This is a genomic window from Acinetobacter boissieri (assembly GCF_900096955.1).
GTDB lineage: Bacteria > Pseudomonadota > Gammaproteobacteria > Pseudomonadales > Moraxellaceae > Acinetobacter > Acinetobacter boissieri.
Genome location: NZ_FMYL01000001.1, coordinates 19,323 through 37,275, shown reverse-complemented (window position 1 = coordinate 37,275; position 17,953 = coordinate 19,323). Strand labels below are relative to the sequence as shown.

Sequence of the window (17,953 nt, the reverse complement as noted above, 5' to 3'; positions counted from 1 at the left end):
CGAGTGGTGCTAATAGATAATTAAAAAATAGGCATGTATTGATGAGCATAACCATGTTTGAATTAACTCAACGAGCCAGTCATTATGCTCAACATCTTTGGCAAGTGTATTCAAATCAAATAAAACAAGATCAAGAGCAATATCCTTTTCATGAATTATTAAATCAGCAACAGATACAGCATTTGGTTACCCATGCGGTAAGTCATGTCGTCCATGAAGCAGATTTTATGCAGGCATTACGTGAGTTGCGCGCACGTCTAATGTTTCGTTGGATTTATCAAGATGTTAACCAGTTGACCAATGTTGTTGCACTCACCCAAGAGTTATCAGATTTTGCTGATGCAAGCATTATTGCCGCCAAACAATTTGCCCGTATTGCATTGGTTGAAAAATACGGTGAGCCAATGGGCTATGATGGCATTGTGCAAGATTTAATTGTAATTGCAATGGGGAAACTTGGTGCACAAGAGCTTAATCTATCGAGTGATATTGACCTTATTTTTGCATTTGATGAGCAAGGTGAAACAAACGGAAAAAAATCGATTGATGTACAACAGTTTTGTATGCTGTGGGGGCAAAAACTGATTTACTTACTCGACCATGTGAGTTCTGAAGGCTTTGTTTTTAGGGTAGATATGCGCTTACGCCCATGGGGTGATGGTTCTGCATTGGCAACCAGTCATGCTGCTTTAGAAAAATATTTAGTGCAACATGGCCGTGAATGGGAACGTTATGCATGGATTAAAGCTAGAATTGTGAGTGGTGGGGTATCAGGGCAAGCTTTACTAGATATGACACGCCCATTTGTATTTAGACGTTATGTCGATTATTCGGCTTTTGAAGCCATGCGAGAAATGAAAGTACTGATTGAAAAAGAAGTACAGCGTCGTCAATGCCAAGATGACATTAAACTCGGTGCAGGTGGTATTCGTGAAATTGAGTTTATTGTGCAAGTTTTTCAACTTATTTATGGGGGTTCAAAGTTAGAACTGCAAGATCGCTCCTGTTTAACTAATTTAAACCATTTGGCGAATGCAGAGTTATTGTCGCAAGCAGAAGTAGATACACTCACAGATGCATATATATTTTTACGCCGTGTAGAACATGCTATACAGGCGATTGATGACCAACAAACGCAATTACTACCCACGACACCTGAATTACAGCAATGTGTATTGATCACGCTTGGGTTTGCTTCTTGGGAAATTTTTTTACAGCATTTAAATCAAAAACGTGAAGTCGTGAGTGAGCAATTTAAAAAGCTGATTCAAAACCATGTGCCTAAAAAAGAGATTATCTCTGTAGAAGCGTTAGATGAACAATTAAAAATAGCGTTAGATGTAGACAGTTATGCACTGGTGACACAATTTTGGGCCAGTCATAGCTTGCAAAAAATGCCTGCCAAAGCATTAGAGCGCTTAAAAACCTTTTGGCCTTTGTGTATTACACAGGTTTTAACTTTATCTGAGCCGAGGTTGGCAATACAGCGTTTGATTCCTTTAATTGAATCGATCATGCGCCGCAGTGTCTACTTTGTCATGCTGATTGAAAGCAAAGGTGCCTTGCAACGACTGGTAAAAATGGCAGAAGCGAGTCCTTGGATTTGTGAAGAGTTGACACAATACCCTGTGTTGTTAGACGACTTTTTGTCTATGGACTTTGAGTTACCCAAAAAACATGATTTGGTTGATGCACTACGCCATCAATTACTCCGTGTGGAGATTGATCAAGTTGAAGACCAAATGCGGGTGTTACGTTTATTTAAAAAAAGTTATGTGCTTGGTGTGGCAGCAAGTGATGTACTGGCAGAAAGTCCACTCATGAAAGTGTCTGATGCGCTCACCGATATTGCAGAAACGTGTATTCAAGCCACATTACACTTGGCCTATCAAGCTGTCGCACAGCGTTTTGGTTTTCCTTTAGATATGCAAGCTCAGCGTTGTCATTTGGCACAGCATAGATTTGCTGTGATTGGGTATGGCAAACTCGGTGGTATTGAATTGGGCTATGGCTCAGATTTGGATTTAGTATTTATTCATGATTTAGATGAACAAGCAGATACCGATGGGGCTAAAGCCATTAGTGGCTTTGAGTTTGCATTTAAAGTTGCACAAAAGTTTATGTCACTCATGACCACACAAACTTTAGATGGTCGTGCTTATGAAATTGATACGCGCTTACGTCCATCGGGTGAAGCAGGGGTATTGGTCACCAGTATACATGCCTATGCTCGCTATCAACGACAAAGTGCATGGCTTTGGGAGCATCAAGCCTTAGTTCGAGCCAGATCGATCGCAGGTGATACCGTATTGTGTGATTTGTTTGAACAGATTCGGGCTGAAATATTAACTCAAGCACGAGAGGCTCAACCCTTGGCGCAAGAAGTGAAAAATATGCGTCAAAAAATGAAAGATCATCTAGGTTCAAGCGAGACTGCACAAAAATCAGGAGTTTTTCATTTAAAACAGGACTCAGGTGGTATCGTTGACATTGAATTTATGGCACAGTATATCGTGTTGTTAGGAAGCCATGCGAACCCAGATCTCGCCCGTTATCCTGACAATGTTCGAATCTTAGAAGATGCTGCACGATTTGGTTATCTATCCTCAACTGAAGCGCAACATTTGATTCACGCTTATCTCAGCGAACGAGCGACAAGCCACCGACGAGCCCTTGCAAACCATAATATGCAAGTTCGTGCTACCGATTGGCAAATTACCCGTGAGATCGTTTGCAAGCTATGGCATAAATTGATTGACTCAGTTGCACAAAGTAATGCGACTGAGTAGTAAATAATAATGTAAAAATTTGGAGTATGTGCCATGAACTTGGCTGATCGTGATGGTTTTATTTGGCAAGATGGAAAATTAATAGATTGGCGTGATGCAAAAGTACACGTCCTTACACATACATTACACTACAGTATGGGTGTCTTTGAAGGTGTTCGTGCCTATGAAACTCCAAAAGGCCCTGCAATTTTTCGTTTAAAAGAACATACTAAGCGTTTGTTGAATTCTGCAAAGATTTATCAAATGAAAGTCCCGTTTGATCAAGCAACGCTTGAGCAAGCACAAATAGATGTTGTGCGTGAAAATAAGCTCAATTCATGTTACTTACGCCCATTTATTTGGATTGGTTCAGAAAGACTAGGTATTGCTTCAACAAGTAACTCAATTCATGCGGCTGTTGCTGCATGGAGTTGGGGTGCTTACTTGGGTGAAGAAGCGATGGCAAAAGGTATTCGTGTAAAAACCTCATCGTTTACTCATCATCATCCAAATGTAACCATGTGCAAAGCAAAAGCATGTGGTAACTATACGGTGTCTATTTTGGCACACCAAGAAGTTGCACAGGCTGGTTACGATGAAGCCATGATGATGGACCCACAAGGGTTTGTTTGTCAGGGTGCAGGTGAAAACGTCTTCTTAATTCAAGATGGTGTGTTACATACACCTGATTTGTCAGGTGGTGCACTTGACGGTATTACTCGTCAAACAGTCATTACCATTGCCAAAGACTTGGGCTATGAAGTGGTTGAACGCCGTATTACTCGTGATGAATTCTACATTGCAGATGAAGCATTCTTTACAGGTACTGCTGCGGAAGTTACGCCAATTCGCGAATATGATGACCGTCAAATTGGTGAGGGTTCTCGTGGGCCAATTACCACTGAAATTCAAAAAACCTTCTTTGATGCCATACAAGGCAAAAATCCAAAGTATGAGCATTGGTTGACGTATATCAACTAAGCAAAAAAGGCGAAACTTCGGTTTCGCTTTTTTATGTCTGTCAGATAGGCTTTATGCTAAACTATTTTAGACCATACAGTGTAAGCCAAATGTGGCGGGTGAAAGTAGCATGACAGATTCGCAACCAATCAATGGACCAGATACACAAGACAACATTATTTTGTGTATGAAATGGGGCACAAAATATGGTGCAGAATATGTAAACCGCTTATATAACATGGTGAGCCGACACTTAACATTACCTTTTAAAATGGTGTGTTTGACAGATGTGACAGAAGGCATTGTGTCTGAAGTAGAGTGCTATCCAATTCCACCGCTCGATTTGCCTAAAGGTAGCCCTGAACGTGGCTGGAATAAACTATCTACATTTGAGCCTAATTTGTATGGTCTACAAGGAAACGCTTTATTTTTAGATTTAGATGTAGTGATTGTAGATAATATAGACTGTTTTTTTCAGCAAAAAGGTGAGTTTTTAATTATTCACGATTGGAAGCGACCGTGGCGTATTACGGGCAATAGTTCGGTATATCGTTTTAAGATCGGTGCTTTCCCAGATGTATTGCCATACTTTAGAGAGAATTTTAACGAGATTCGTAAAAACTTTCGTCACGAACAATCATATTTATCATGGTTTATAGATAAACACAGTACGCTTACCTACTGGCCTGAAGATTGGTGTAAAAGCTATAAATACCATTGCTTGCAAAAAATACCATTGGCTTACTTCAAACCACCTGTAAAGCCTAAAGATGTCAAAATTATTGTTTTTCATGGTGAAATTAATCCACCAGAAGCCATTAATGGTGGTGGCGGTAAATGGTATCGCTACGTATTGCCATCAGATTGGATTAAACAGGCGTGGCGGTAACAATGAAGTCAATAACTGCACTTAATCAACAGACCAGGCCGTACCGTTTAAGCGTGGTCATGATTGTAAAAAATGAGGCAAAGAATTTAGAAAAAAGTTTGCCTGCACTGCATGGCTGGATTGATGAGTTGATTGTACTTGACTCAGGCAGCACAGATCATAGTGAAGTGTTAGTCAAGCAAGCGGGTGGACAATGGTATAGCCATACCACGTGGCCGGGTTTTGGTAAGCAACGTCAAATTGCACAGCAATATGCTACAGGGGATTGGATTCTTGCGTTAGATGCAGATGAAGAAATTACTATTGAGTTACGAGACAACATTTTAAAAGTAATTGCAGAACCATCTCAAAATGTTGTTTATGGTATTAAACGCATTGATTGTATTTTTGGTCATAAAATTGACAACCCGTATTGGCCTGTAAAAGCCCATTGGCGTTTGTATCCGAAACAGTTTAATTATAATGATAATTTAGTACATGAGTCTGTTGTTTTGGCAGAAGCAGAAACTAAAAAATTACAGGGTTTCTTATTACACCATACTGCCGATACACCATTTTTCTGGTTAGATAAACGTCTCTCTTATGCTAAAGCATGGGCAGAAGATCGTTATCCAAAAGGAAAGAAGGTTTCAATATTATCTATTTTTGTTCGTTCTTTTTGGGCGTTTTTTAAACAGTACATTATTGATGGGCGTTTTTTAATGGGCAGATATGGGTTGGTTTACTCAGCCATGTTTGCTCAATATACATTTAATAAATATGCTATTTTGTATGATCTTATTGAAAATAAAGCAGAGCAAGCATTTAAACAATCATTAATTGATACTGAACAACAAACAACTTTAGATGCTCAAATGAAGCAGTCGACAGTGTCTTTAGTCATGATTGTAAAAAATGAAGCAAGGCATTTAGCTGCATGTTTAGATACAGTTAAAGATTTGGTCGATGAAATTATTTTACTAGATTCAGGTAGTACAGATCATACGCAAGATATTGCAAAAAGCTATGGTGCAAAGTGGTATGAAAATCAAGATTGGCAAGGTTTTGGTAAGCAGCGCCAAATTGCACAATCGTACGCGACCTCTGACTATATTCTTGTATTAGATGCAGATGAACGCTTAGATTCTGACTTAAGACACTCTATTTTAACTGTACTGCAACAGCCAATCAAAACGGATGTTGTATATGCACTCAATAGACGAGATTACTTTTGTGGTCGAGTTGTTCGTCAAGGTTATTTTGACGCTTATGACCGTTTATATGCAAATCATGTTTTTCAATTTAGTGATGCAGAAGTACATGAGTCATTAGACCGAAATTCTGCGAAAAGAGAAGTATTAAGGGGTGTTTTGTATCATCATACCAATGACAGTCTTTATCACTTTTTATTTAAGAATATTCACTATAGCCATCAGTGGGCACAACAAAATGTTGTTCGAAAAAAATCAATATGGCTTGGCAGCGCATTTTTAAGAGCATTTGTTTCATTTTGTCGTGAATACATTTTTCGTTCAGCATGTTTAGGGCGAGGTTATGGTTTAATTTTTGCCATGGCAACAATGGGTTATACGTTAAATAAATATCTTATTTTATGGTATTTAAAGCATGAAAAAATTCAGTGAGATCATAAATTGAAGGTTTTTATTATTAATTTAGAGCAGTGTACTGATCGCTTAGAGCAGCAAACATTGCAATTTCAAAAGTTAGATTTAACATTTAATCGGTTGGCTGCCGTAACTGTGAATGAGTTTTCTAAAGAGACTTATGAGCGTTTAGCATTTCAAGGACAGCGTCCGATGAAGCAGTCTGAATTGGCATGTTTTTTAAGTCATAAGAAAGCGTGGCAGACTGTTTTAGATTTGAAAGAACCATGTCTGATTTTAGAAGATGATGCTGTTTTAGTTAAAGATTTAAAAGAAATACTTAATGATATTAAACGTTTAGAAAATACAGACTTTGTAAACTTAGAAGTGCATGGTCGTAAAAAAAGCGTCGCAAAAGAACCACGTTATACTGTAGCGACAGATTATAATTTATTTAACCTCTATCAAGATCGTAGTGGTACGGGGGGGTATGTATTATTTCCCACAGGTGCAAAAAAACTCTTAGATTGCGCTGAGCAAACACATCCTAAGCTTGCAGATGAGTTTATTTATGGCTGTTATACATTAAATGCTTACCAAATAGAGCCAGCAGCGTTATTACAAAGTGATAAAGCAGACATGTATGGGGTAGATGTCAGTGTGATGCATGAGTCCGTTATTGGCTTAATTAAAAATAATCACAGTCATGCGCCACAAAACTCATTAATGTCTAAATTTAAATATAAAAAGAATAGAATTGAACAGCAAATTTTACTCGGGATTCATTATTTGAAAGGCATGTTTCGATATAATCGCCGTGAAATTCAGGTTGATAAACAGCGATTTAAATTAGATTAATCATCGCGGGGTATAAGTTCATGCAAAATTATGTGATTAGCTTAAAGGCAGAAAATTCCCGCCGTGGTCATATTGAAAATGAATTTTCAAAGCAAAATATTCCTTTTGAGTTTTTTGATGCAATTACACCAAATGAAGCGAAAGTAAAAGCTGAAGCCTTAAAGTTGGTTGTAAATCAGCAGTTTTTAACATTAGGCGAATTGGCTTGCTTTATGAGTCATGTTAGTTTATGGCAAAAGGTCGTGGAAGAAAATTTGCCGTATATTGCTGTGTTTGAGGACGATATTTTTTTAGGCAATAATGCACAAGTATATTTAACTGATTTGAGTTGGATGCCTGATGACTGGTTTTTATTGAAAATGGAGGCCTTTTGTCCGCGTGTGATGCTTGGAAAATCTGTATCTACATTGATTGGAGAGCGGAGTTTCTTTGAATTAAAAGGCCTAAACTTGGGTAGAGCAGGCTATGTAGTATCTTATTTAGGGGCAAAGGCTTTACTCAAATTCATTACGGAAGCATCACATTTAATTGCGCTTGATCACATGATGTTTGATTGTTTTTTAAAACAAAATGGTAATGTCTTTCAAATGGTTCCTGCTTTATGTATTCAAGAGCTTGAGTTAAATAAGCAAACCAAGCAAGTATCGGTTTTAACCAGTAAATTAATTATTGAAAGAAACCAAAGAATGAAAAAGTACAAACCTCACAATCTCAGTAAGTTAAAAAGAGAGAGTTTGAGGCTGTATTATCAATTGAAGAATTTTATATTTGCTAAACCAGTCGTGTTTAAATAAGGTGCGATTATAAGACATGTGTACGAATAAACCTAAATATCGTGTTGCAATTTTATATATCGCAACAGGGCGTTATACTGTTTTTTGGGATGGTTTTTTTAAATCTGCGGAGAAGTATTTACTCTTAGAAAGTCAAAAAGAATATTTTATATTTACAGATACGCCCCATGTTTTACAAGAAAATGAGCGTGTACATCAGCATTTTCAGAGTAAATTAGGCTGGCCTTTTGATACGCTAAAGCGCTTTGAAATTTTTCTATCTATTAAAGATCAACTAAAAGGCTTTGATTTTATTTATTTTTTCAATGGTAATACAGAATTTGTTACTGAAATTACAGAGCAAGAATTTTTACCACTTGATAAGCAGCAAAATTTAACTTTATTGCATCAGCCACATTTATTTCATAGACGTCCACGGCATTTCCCATATGATCGTAATAAAGAAAGTCTTGCATGTATTCCTTATAATGAAGGTATGTACTATTTTACTGGTGCGCTGAATGGTGGAAAGGCATCTGCTTATTTAGAAATGTGCGAGCAATTAAATAAAAATACGAATATTGATTTGAAAAATAATGTTATTGCTTTATTTCATGACGAGAGTCATTTAAATCGTTATGTCCTTGGGCGTGATGATGTAAAAATTTTAGATCCTTACTTTGCTAAAGGTGAAACAGAGTATTGGAAGCATGCATCTAAAGTTATGTTCAGTGATAAAACACATTATCGTTTTGGTGGGCATGACTATTTAAGAGGAGAGAGTGATCATAAGATTACTCAAGATGAGTGGGAAAATGGCAAAAAAAGAAATAAAAAACGTTATAAATTTCGATTACGACAAGCTATCCACGCATTTTTCATTCAACGATCCCTTAAATAACTTTTTAAGTTATGTCAAGCGCAAACCTTGGAAAGCCGTTTATTGTGGTTTTGTACCGAAGCCCTTGAGAAAAAGTTTAGAGCGAAAAAATGATATTTATGTCAAAAAACATGTTGCACAGGCATGGGGGCATTTCATTGATTATGATGATGAAGGTCTATTTAATCACTGTGATATAACTGCTAAAAAAGTTTTACCGACCCAAAAAATTATTTGGCAATATTGGGGGCAGGGTTTTTCAGGTCAAGCATTGCCTGAAGTTGTGCAATTATGTATTGATAGTGTTGATAAATATAAGCAGGATTATACCATCATTCGCTTAGATGATGAAACGATTCATGATTATTTGGATTTCCCTAGTTTTGTATTAGAAAAGCGTCAGAATGGCGTATATAAGTATGCATTTTTTGCAGATTTATTGCGTTTAGCTTTGCTGAATGCTTATGGTGGTGTTTGGCTAGATGCCACAATTCTATTGACTCAAAAGATTCCTCCATCTATTTTACAGCAAGAAATCTTCTTCTATCAAAGATCAGAACATGCTTTAGATAAAAAGCAGTGGCAAAAAATGAATGATGCCTATTTTGGTTGGAGTGACAGTCACCATGTAAATGTACTTAATAGTATTATTGTGGCTAAAAGAGATAATCCGCTTATTCGTAAATGTTTGGTTTTGCTGTTAAAGTTCTGGGAAACTCAAGAAAGTATTCCTCACTATTTCTTCTTTCAGATTTTATTTGATGTGTTGAAACAAAGGGGAGAGGTCAATATGCTCGATTTAGATGATACATTACCTCATTTACTACTTAGACTGATTAAAACAGGATATTTTAATCAGTCTAAGTTAGCAGATGTCTTGAGTCAAAGTCATATGCATAAAATGACATACTTTAAAGAAAGTTGTGCGCCAAGTTACTATGAATACTTAAAGACCTGACGAAGCATTGTATTTAAGTTTTCTTTACTAAAAAAGCGCTCTTTGGGCGGGTTTGATACACTTTGTGTTGCACCAATGTGATGGCAGTTACCATCTGCAAGGTAAAGCATATATTTATTTTTTGCTCTAAGTTTTCTTGAAATATGGCGCTCTTTTTTAAATTGTGCAAAGTTTTTATTAAAGCTTTGCCATAGCTGAATGTTTGCAATGTGCGGGTTAAATGTGTATCCATGCCACTGTTTATGCAATACATCTAATCGAACAACATGTGTGCCTAATATTGTCTCATACTGTATATACTGCTTTTCTTCTTCTTTAAAGTAAAAATCATTACAGTGTCTAAGTGATACACAGCTCGCTTGGGGTTGTTTTGAGAGAAGCTCAAATGTATTTTCGAAATTGGGTAAACTATTGAAGTGCCAATCATCTTCACAATGAAAGATATATTCTGTTTTAACATGGCTATACATGTAGTCTACAGCAGCATGATGCCCTAATCGTTGTTCTAAACAAATCAGCTGACCATGGGGACAGAGTGCTTTAAAAACAGCATTGGTTTCTTCATCACCAAAGTCATTAATGGCAATAATATGTTCAAATTGAGCCTGCTTAAACAGACTTTCTAGAGTTTGACGTAGGAGTTGTGGACGTTGCCCAATAGTTAGGCATAAAGTAATATTTGATGTGTCCAAAATAGAGACCCTATATAGCTGACATAACATAAGTAAATAATATAGTACCTACATATAATTACATTATTATTATCATAACTACACAATTAATTAATTTTATATTAAGAATATGGGTCTTTTTGGTCAGGAATATGTCTAAAACGTTTATAGCCCCACATATAATCGCTCGGTAAGCGATTGATCATTTTTTCAATTTCCATATTAAGTGCGGCAGTTGCTGTTTCAGTGTTTCGGTCATATAAGGTTTCATGATCTAGCGAGTCACAGTAGATGTCAAAGCCTTTGCCATCGTCACGGCGAACACAGCTGAGTCCAATCAATCTGCATTGTGTTTTTTGTGCCATTTTACTGGCAAGTGTACTTGTGAGCGTTTTTATACCAAAAAAAGGCACAATGACACCACCAGACGGGTGAGGTACATGGTCGGGTAAAATGACACTTGAGCCACCTGATTTGAGGTTTTTGAACAATAATTTTACCCCACTCATATCTGTAGGTACAAGTTTTGACTTTAAAACTTCTCGTGCTTGTAAAACAAATTGATCTAGGGCTTTTTCTTTAATTGGTTTGTACATAATAGTGAGTTCAGTATGCTGACAAAGCCAAGCATTCATCACTTCCCATGTGCCTAAATGTGGCACAACAAGAAGAGTGCCGCGTAAGTCTGCAAAGGCTCTTTTCAGCATGTCACCATTGTGAACGGTATGAATTTGGTCAAGACTCCACTGCGGAGGCATTGCCCAGCATTTCATGAATTCTCCGTAAGACAAACATTGTTTAACGACACTTTTTTGCGCCAAAGTAAAGCGTTCAGTATCGCTGAGTTCAGGATAGGCAAGCTTTAAATTGATCAGCACTTTTCGTAACATGCCTTTGTTGGGCTGACGGTTGATGAACCATGCACATGTTTTTGCCATATACCGTATGGTAGACAGTGGAATATAACGAAAAAGATGAAGTGGCTGCATAAGTTTTAATAACTGGTTGGGGTATTTTATTTAAAGGGATTATAAATGAAAAATGTATTTGCTGTGATGTAAAAATAGCTCATATCATATGAGCTATTGATGTAATAAACGACAATACAAATCTAGCGATGGATGTCTGAATTGCCTTTAAGTACCATGTAAATTAAAGACAAAAAGATGAGCAACGCTGCAGATAAACTGCTGACACAGAAATATAAGATACGTTGATATGTCGTGATATTGAATAGCCCATTATGCAAAATGTAGTTCATAATAAACCACTGCACAAGAGAGAAGACAATAATGACCAACGCACGGCGACGTACTTCAGGACGCATAGCCATAATGTAACCCTGTTGGAAATTTGAAAAATATTATGCCATTACATTTGGAGAAGTACAAACATTGAATGATCCATCTAAATAAGCGATCACTTGTTATGAAAAAACCCTTCAATGCACTGGTCATTGAAGGGTTTAGCATTTTTGAGTATTACATTAAGCTTCTTGTTTTTTCTGCTCGCGCAAGCGAATTCCTAAATCTCTAAGCTGATTTGCTTCAACAGGTGCAGGTGCTTCTGTAAGTGGGCATTCAGCTGTTTTAGTTTTAGGGAACGCAATGACATCACGAATAGACTGTGCACCTGTCATTAGCATGACAAGACGGTCTAAACCAAATGCAAGACCACCATGTGGAGGTGCACCATATTTTAATGCATCAAGTAAGAAGCTGAATTTATCTTCAGCTTCTTCATCAGAAATACCCAATGCTTCAAAAATCGCTTTTTGCATTTCTAATGTGTGAATACGCAGTGAACCGCCGCCAATTTCTGTGCCGTTTAACACCATGTCGTATGCAACAGAGAGTGCATCACCAGGGTTGTTTTTTACATCTTCTACGCTGCTTTTTGGCAGTGTGAACGGGTGATGTACAGACGTCCATCTACCATCATCTGTTTCTTCAAACATTGGGAAGTCAACCACCCATAAAGGTGCCCATTCACATGTTGAAAGTTTTAGATCGTGACCGATTTTTACACGTAAAGCACCTAGGGCATCGTTAACGATTTTGGCTTTGTCTGCACCAAAGAATACGATATCACCGTTTTGTGCGCCTACACGCTCAAGCAGTTGTAATACAATCGGTTCGATAAATTTAACGATTGGTGATTGTAAACCTTCAATGCCTTTTTCAAGTTCATTGACTTTAATGTACGCCAATCCTTTTGCACCGTAAATGCCAACAAATTTGGTGTAGTCATCAATTTGGCTACGAGACAGGGTATTTGCATTCGGTACGCGAAGCGCGGCAACACGGCCTTTAGGGTCTTTTGCAGGGCCTGCAAAGACTTTAAACTCTACCGATTGCATGAGGTCAGCAACATCAACTAACTTTAAGGGAATACGTAAGTCAGGCTTGTCTGATGCATAGTCACGCATCGCTTCACTGTACGGCATTTTTTGGAATTTTCCACCGAACTCAATATTTAATAAGTCTTTAAACATTTTTGTGGTCATGCCTTCCATCAAATCCATGATCTCATCATCATTTAAGAATGATGTTTCAACATCGATTTGCGTGAATTCAGGCTGACGGTCAGCACGTAAGTCTTCATCACGGAAACATTTTGCGATTTGGTAGTAACGATCGATACCACCAACCATCAGCAATTGTTTAAATAACTGTGGTGACTGTGGTAGAGCATAGAAACTGCCGTTAGAGACACGACTTGGTACTAAATAGTCACGTGCACCTTCAGGTGTTGCACGCGTTAAAATAGGTGTTTCTACATCTAAGAACCCATGGTCGTCTAAATAGTTACGAATCAGGTTAGTTACTTTTGAACGGAAACGTAAACGATCTAACATTTCAGGGCGACGAATATCTAAGAAACGATACTTTAAGCGAATGTCTTCTGAAATTGTTGTATTTTCATCATTGAGTGGAAATGGTGGTGTTTCAGAGCTTGCAAGAACTTCAATCTCTTTACCTAAGACTTCGATTTGCCCACTCACCATATTGGCATTTTCCGTGCCTTCATAGCGTTTTCGTACACGGCCAGTAATTTTTAATACAAATTCTGAACGGACTTTGTCTGCCGTTGCAAATGCTTCGGGAGTATCTGGGTCAATAACCACTTGTACGAGGCCATCACGGTCACGCATATCAAGAAAAATGACACCGCCATGATCACGGCGACGGTGTACCCAACCGCAAAGTGTAACTGTTTGATCAATTTGGGCTTCTGTTAATAAGCCACAGTAATGTGTTCGCATCATGGCGTGTTATGTCCAACGTCTATTATTTGAAAAATCGTTTAAAAAGTACGCTATGCTATACTTTTTTTAAGACATTCAATTATGCATGTTTCATGGTACTGCCTCAAGGATTTGTTCAAAAAACATGGTAAACAGCCTGATAAACGACAATAGGGTAAAACTTTCATCTAGATTGTGGATAGAACTTGTAAAAAATATTAAATGTTATAACATAACTACAAATAAAATGAGATAATCAAAATGCAGTTTCAAAAAAAGTGGTTTGCGTTGTCTTTACTGGCATGTGCGGTGCAAAGTGTACTGGCTCAAACGCCAGCTGTAGATAACTTACCTGCAATTGAATTGAAAGGGCAAAAAGATCTAGCAGTACAGCCAGATCATGCCGCTGGCGACTTTACGGTAAAACAAAAAGATTTAATTGAGGGTGCAACAACCATTGGTAATGCTTTAGAAGGTAAAGCTGGTATTTATTCTGCTCAATATACAGGTGGAGTAAGTCGACCTGTGATTCGTGGTTTAGATGGTGCGCGCGTTAAAATCACCCAAAATGGTGGTGATGCTTTAGATGTGTCATCGGTATCGCCTGACCATGCTGTGACGGTTGATCCAAATTCTGCCGAAGAAATTCAAGTCTTAAAAGGCCCTGAAAGTTTGTTATATGGTGCAGGCTCTGTGGGTGGTTTGGTGAATGTGGTTGACAATAAAGTACCTACACGTATGCCAGATAATGGTTATAGTGGCCGTGTGGGAGCACGTTATAATACGGGCAGTGATGACATGCTGTATTCAGGTCAAACAGTGATTGGTTTAGGTGATCATATTGCCTTAAGTGCTGGTGGTATGCACCGTGATGCCAATAACTATATTTTACCTAAAGACTTACAAGCAGATGGTCGTAGACAATCAGAAACTTTTGCTCGTTCACACGATGCCAATGTGGGCTTGTCTTGGATTGGCGACAAAGGTTTTGTCGGTGTTGCATACAGTGAACGCCATGACCGTTATGGTATTCCGGGCGACAACGCAGCATACGGTGCATGTGAGCTAAATAACACTTCTACAGGCTTTACTGCCGACAGTTGTGGTCATGCGGCAGATGATGATGGTGCGATTTCATCGATTAACTTAAAACAAAAACGTTATGACTTAAAATCAGAGTTAAATGATCCGTTTGCGGGCTTTTCTAAAGTCGCATTACAGGCCAATTATACTAAATATCAACATCAAGAGCTGGATGGGGATGTACCTGACACGACTTTTAATAGTCATGGCACAGATACTCGTTTGGTTTTGACCAATACGCCGTGGGCAGGTTGGACAGGTCAGTTTGGTGCACAATATACACAACAAAAACTCAGCATTGGTGGTGATGAATCACTGATGGATCCAACCAACACCCAGCGTTATAGTGTATTTGGCTTGCAAGAAAAACAAATGGGTCAGGTGCATGTGCAGGTCTCTTCACGTATAGATCATCAAAAAATTGATATTCAACAAGGTGAAACGAATCCAGATGCGAAAAACTTTTCTGGCACAGCATACTCTGTAGCAGGTTCAGCAGATTGGGAGTTTGTACCCAATTATAAATTATCGCTGACTGCTTCACACCAAGAGCGTTTACCGATGGCGCAAGAGCTTTACTCAAATGGCAAGCACATGGCGACCAATACGTATGAGCTAGGTAGTGATGACTTAGGTACTGAAAAATCAAACAATGTAGAGCTTGGCTTTCATTTCGATAACGACCGTTTGAAATATAATATCAGTGCATTCCATAACTGGTTTAATAACTTTATTTATGCAGATACGCTTGATCAGTTCCAAGATTTTCGTTTAGTTCAGTACCGTCAATCTAAAGCTCGTTTTTACGGGGTAGATGGTGATATCAGCTATCAATTATCGCCAGTGTATACTGTGGGGTTATTTGGTGATTATGTCCGTGGTAAATTGGTCGATGAAGGAAATGCACCACGTGTGCCAGGTGGTCGTTTAGGTGCAAAAATATCAGCTAACTTTGATGATCATTACAGTGCCAATGCAGAGTATTACCATGTATTTACGCAAGATGATATTGCAAGCTACGAAACCAATGGTCAAAGCTACAATATGTTAAATTTAGGCTTTGCTTATAATCATAGTTTGACGAGTAAGCTAGACTACCGTGTATATACCAAAGTAAATAATCTATTAGACAGCAAAATTTATCAGCATGAGTCGTTTTTGTCTCAAGTACCACAAGTGGGGCGCAACTTTACTGTGGGTGTAGACTTTAAGTTTTAAAAAAAGCTGTAGAATTTACTTGAAAGTTTGTGTAATTAAACTTAGCCTGACCACAATCGGTCAGGCTTTTTTGTATGCGTATTTTCCAAAAACTTCAGAATAAACTCCAGTGGTCTAAGTTGCGTTATTTGGCGGTAATCTTCACCATTTTGTTGTTTGTATATATCGCATCAGCAATTTATCACACAGTAAAGCCTTTACCAGAGGGGTTAGACTATACGGGGCCGATGCGAGCGTCTCAAGTTGAAATGATTGTTGATCAAACTTTCATAGATGCACAAGGAAAACCGTATACCGAGCAAAAAATTTTTACATCGATGTTAGATCTGATACATCGAGCAAAAACGACACTCGTTCTCGATACTTTTTTACTAAATGATCGTTTTGGGCAGTCCAATAGCCAAAAGCAACGCCTATTTGCACAAGAGTTGGTTGGTGCACTGGTAGAGAAAAAACGTTCAAACCCGCAAATCAGTATGAGTGTGATCACAGATCAAATCAACTCATTGTATGGGGCAATTCAACCTGAAGAATACATACAATTACGCCGTGTTGGCATCGATGTTATTGAAACAAATTTGACCCCATTACGGGCATCTAACCCCGTTTGGTCGGGTTTTTGGTATTTATGTTGTCAAGGCTTAGGTAATCAAGTGGGCGGTGGGTGGTTACCTAACCCATTGTCTTCAGACAAGCTCACATTAAGAAGCTACTTGAACTTTTTTAATTTTAAAACCAATCATAGAAAAGTGATTGTTGCTGATACAGACATGGGTTGGCAGGCTTTAATTGGTTCTAAAAATATTAATTCTGGTGGTGCTTTGCAAAGTAATGTTGCAGTCATAGTACATGGATCTGCTGCTGTAGATATACTTAATAGTGAACAGCCTGTGGCAAGAATGTCAGGTGCAGACTTGCCTTATGTGTTGGTTAAAAATGAACCCATTACTGCAAGCACACTACAAGCCCAAGTACTCACAGAAAAGTCAATTGAACGCGCAGTATTGAAGCTACTCGATACGGCTAATAAAAATGATCAGATCGATTTAACAGCTTTTTATATTGCAGATCGTCAGGTGGTTCATGCATTAAAAGAGGCTCACAGCAGGGGCGTTAAGATTCGGGCTTTACTTAATCCAAATCAAGAAACAGTTGCCAGATATAAAAACGGTATTCCAAATCAACCTGTGGCACAGGAGTTACATGATGCAGGTTTGGATGTACGTTGGTGTGAGCATTGTCATAGTAAAGTGATACAAAAACGTTCAAGCGACGGAAAAACCTCGGAGCTCATTCTTGGCTCGGCGAATTTAACTGCACGTAATTTACAGAACTATAATTTAGAAACAGATATACGTGTGGTGGGTTTAGCCAATGAGTTGGTATTTAAGACGGCACAAGAATCATTTGACCAAACTTGGTTTGGTCGTGAGCATGCTCAAAAGAGTTTAGATTATGAAACTTATGCAAGCCATTCCTACTTCAAGTATTGGCTGTACCGTTTGATGGAGTGGACAGGTTTTTCTAGTTTTTAATAAATACACTCAGCTTTTTAGTTGAGTGTATTTCATTTTAAGCCAACTCATCATCTTCAGGATTAAGTCTTCGTTGCGATTTCAGTGCATGTTTTTCTTTAATCATTGATGGGTAGTGCCAAGACGCGTAACGTACAATAAAAATGGCAACAGCTAAAATTAAAATTGCGCCTGAAATAACTAATAGTCCAACATCTGCTTTATGGTCGTGCTGAATGACCGAAATGAGTAATCGAGTTAGTGCAGTAATTGCAATGTAAATTAGAAAACGTACAGGCATATGGTTGGTTTTAAAGTAAATTCCAACCATTGCGCCAAGTTCTAGGTAGATAAAGAGGAGTAGAATATCATCAATGGTTGCGTATGGTTTTTGCGTAAAAATATCAATCGTTGTATTGACTGCTGACCATGCAATCATACAGCCAATAATAAATAGTGCTAAATAGTGAAATGCTTCAACAGCGTAATTACCAATACGGTCAAACGTTGCTTCAAAACTTTGACCTGTTTTTTTTGAACTCATGGCACAA

15 protein-coding genes are annotated in these 17,953 nt (G+C 38.1%); 10 read left to right on the top strand and 5 right to left on the bottom strand.

The window, feature by feature from the left end; all coding sequences use genetic code 11:
* Window positions 1–41 precede the first annotated feature (41 nt).
* From glnE to BLS38_RS00140, 8 genes are all read left to right on the top strand, one after another.
* Complete coding sequence (gene glnE, locus BLS38_RS00175; RefSeq protein WP_092746314.1) at window positions 42–2,789, top strand: bifunctional [glutamate--ammonia ligase]-adenylyl-L-tyrosine phosphorylase/[glutamate--ammonia-ligase] adenylyltransferase; 2,748 nt, start codon at window positions 42–44, stop codon at window positions 2,787–2,789.
* Window positions 2,790–2,822: 33 nt separating this feature from the next.
* Window positions 2,823–3,749 carry a branched-chain amino acid transaminase gene (locus BLS38_RS00170; RefSeq protein WP_092746313.1) on the top strand — a complete coding sequence of 309 codons (927 nt, stop codon included), beginning with the start codon at window positions 2,823–2,825 and terminating at the stop codon, window positions 3,747–3,749.
* 109 nt (window positions 3,750–3,858) lie between these two features.
* Window positions 3,859–4,617, top strand: a complete 759-nt coding sequence (locus BLS38_RS00165) for a glycosyltransferase (RefSeq protein WP_092746312.1) — start codon at window positions 3,859–3,861, stop codon at window positions 4,615–4,617.
* Window positions 4,618–4,619: 2 nt separating this feature from the next.
* Window positions 4,620–6,239, top strand: a complete 1,620-nt coding sequence (locus tag BLS38_RS00160) for a glycosyltransferase family 2 protein (protein ID WP_244518096.1) — start codon at window positions 4,620–4,622, stop codon at window positions 6,237–6,239.
* Between the two features lie 9 nt (window positions 6,240–6,248).
* Window positions 6,249–7,058: a glycosyltransferase family 25 protein gene (locus tag BLS38_RS00155; protein ID WP_092746311.1), complete on the top strand. Its 810-nt coding sequence runs from the start codon at window positions 6,249–6,251 to the stop codon at window positions 7,056–7,058.
* Window positions 7,059–7,078: 20 nt separating this feature from the next.
* Entirely contained in the window at window positions 7,079–7,852 is a 774-nt protein-coding gene (locus BLS38_RS00150; RefSeq protein ID WP_092746310.1) for a glycosyltransferase family 25 protein, read from the top strand.
* A 16-nt stretch (window positions 7,853–7,868) separates the two neighbouring features.
* A complete protein-coding gene (locus BLS38_RS00145) occupies window positions 7,869–8,732 on the top strand; it encodes a family 6 glucosyltransferase (RefSeq protein ID WP_092746309.1) in 864 nt (287 codons plus the stop codon).
* Between the two features lie 64 nt (window positions 8,733–8,796).
* Window positions 8,797–9,669: a capsular polysaccharide synthesis protein gene (locus tag BLS38_RS00140; protein ID WP_171258502.1), complete on the top strand. Its 873-nt coding sequence runs from the start codon at window positions 8,797–8,799 to the stop codon at window positions 9,667–9,669.
* Here the strand turns inward: BLS38_RS00140 and BLS38_RS00135 are convergent.
* The 4 genes from BLS38_RS00135 to aspS form a co-directional block, all read right to left on the bottom strand.
* Window positions 9,648–10,361, bottom strand: coding sequence for a glycosyltransferase (locus BLS38_RS00135; RefSeq protein ID WP_092746307.1), 714 nt, complete (start codon window positions 10,359–10,361; stop codon window positions 9,648–9,650). The two genes, BLS38_RS00140 and BLS38_RS00135, sit on opposite strands and share 22 nt — an antisense overlap.
* A 101-nt stretch (window positions 10,362–10,462) precedes the next feature.
* Window positions 10,463–11,329, bottom strand: coding sequence for a lysophospholipid acyltransferase family protein (locus BLS38_RS00130; protein WP_092746306.1), 867 nt, complete (start codon window positions 11,327–11,329; stop codon window positions 10,463–10,465).
* A gap of 122 nt (window positions 11,330–11,451) precedes the next feature.
* Window positions 11,452–11,673, bottom strand: coding sequence for a hypothetical protein (locus tag BLS38_RS00125; RefSeq protein ID WP_092746305.1), 222 nt, complete (start codon window positions 11,671–11,673; stop codon window positions 11,452–11,454).
* A gap of 153 nt (window positions 11,674–11,826) precedes the next feature.
* Window positions 11,827–13,608 (bottom strand): aspartate--tRNA ligase, encoded by a 1,782-nt coding sequence (gene aspS / locus BLS38_RS00120; RefSeq protein ID WP_092746304.1) that lies wholly within the window; start codon window positions 13,606–13,608, stop codon window positions 11,827–11,829.
* Between the two features lie 240 nt (window positions 13,609–13,848).
* Between aspS and znuD the strand changes: the two genes are divergently transcribed.
* Together znuD and BLS38_RS00110 are read left to right on the top strand one after the other, a co-directional pair.
* Window positions 13,849–15,888: a zinc piracy TonB-dependent receptor ZnuD gene (gene znuD, locus BLS38_RS00115; RefSeq protein ID WP_092746303.1), complete on the top strand. Its 2,040-nt coding sequence runs from the start codon at window positions 13,849–13,851 to the stop codon at window positions 15,886–15,888.
* A 74-nt stretch (window positions 15,889–15,962) separates the two neighbouring features.
* A complete protein-coding gene (locus BLS38_RS00110; RefSeq protein WP_092746302.1) occupies window positions 15,963–17,423 on the top strand; it encodes a phospholipase D-like domain-containing protein in 1,461 nt (486 codons plus the stop codon).
* Between the two features lie 37 nt (window positions 17,424–17,460).
* Here BLS38_RS00110 and BLS38_RS00105 read toward each other — a convergent pair whose 3' ends face one another.
* Window positions 17,461–17,946 (bottom strand): phosphate-starvation-inducible protein PsiE, encoded by a 486-nt coding sequence (locus tag BLS38_RS00105; protein WP_092746301.1) that lies wholly within the window; start codon window positions 17,944–17,946, stop codon window positions 17,461–17,463.
* Window positions 17,947–17,953: the final 7 nt, after the last annotated feature.

Bases quoted from the DNA above. Each gene is read 5' to 3' on its own strand.
- aspS (WP_092746304.1), bottom strand. From the start codon at position 13,608: ATGATGCGAACACATTACTGTGGCTTATTAACAGAAGCCCAAATTGAT.
- BLS38_RS00125 (WP_092746305.1), bottom strand. From the start codon at position 11,673: ATGGCTATGCGTCCTGAAGTACGTCGCCGTGCGTTGGTCATTATTGTC.
- glnE (WP_092746314.1), top strand. From the start codon at position 42: ATGAGCATAACCATGTTTGAATTAACTCAACGAGCCAGTCATTATGCT.
- BLS38_RS00110 (WP_092746302.1), top strand. From the start codon at position 15,963: ATGCGTATTTTCCAAAAACTTCAGAATAAACTCCAGTGGTCTAAGTTG.
- BLS38_RS00145 (WP_092746309.1), top strand. From the start codon at position 7,869: ATGTGTACGAATAAACCTAAATATCGTGTTGCAATTTTATATATCGCA.
- BLS38_RS00105 (WP_092746301.1), bottom strand. From the start codon at position 17,946: ATGAGTTCAAAAAAAACAGGTCAAAGTTTTGAAGCAACGTTTGACCGT.
- BLS38_RS00170 (WP_092746313.1), top strand. From the start codon at position 2,823: ATGAACTTGGCTGATCGTGATGGTTTTATTTGGCAAGATGGAAAATTA.
- BLS38_RS00150 (WP_092746310.1), top strand. From the start codon at position 7,079: ATGCAAAATTATGTGATTAGCTTAAAGGCAGAAAATTCCCGCCGTGGT.
- znuD (WP_092746303.1), top strand. From the start codon at position 13,849: ATGCAGTTTCAAAAAAAGTGGTTTGCGTTGTCTTTACTGGCATGTGCG.
- BLS38_RS00130 (WP_092746306.1), bottom strand. From the start codon at position 11,329: ATGCAGCCACTTCATCTTTTTCGTTATATTCCACTGTCTACCATACGG.
- BLS38_RS00160 (WP_244518096.1), top strand. From the start codon at position 4,620: ATGAAGTCAATAACTGCACTTAATCAACAGACCAGGCCGTACCGTTTA.
- BLS38_RS00165 (WP_092746312.1), top strand. From the start codon at position 3,859: ATGACAGATTCGCAACCAATCAATGGACCAGATACACAAGACAACATT.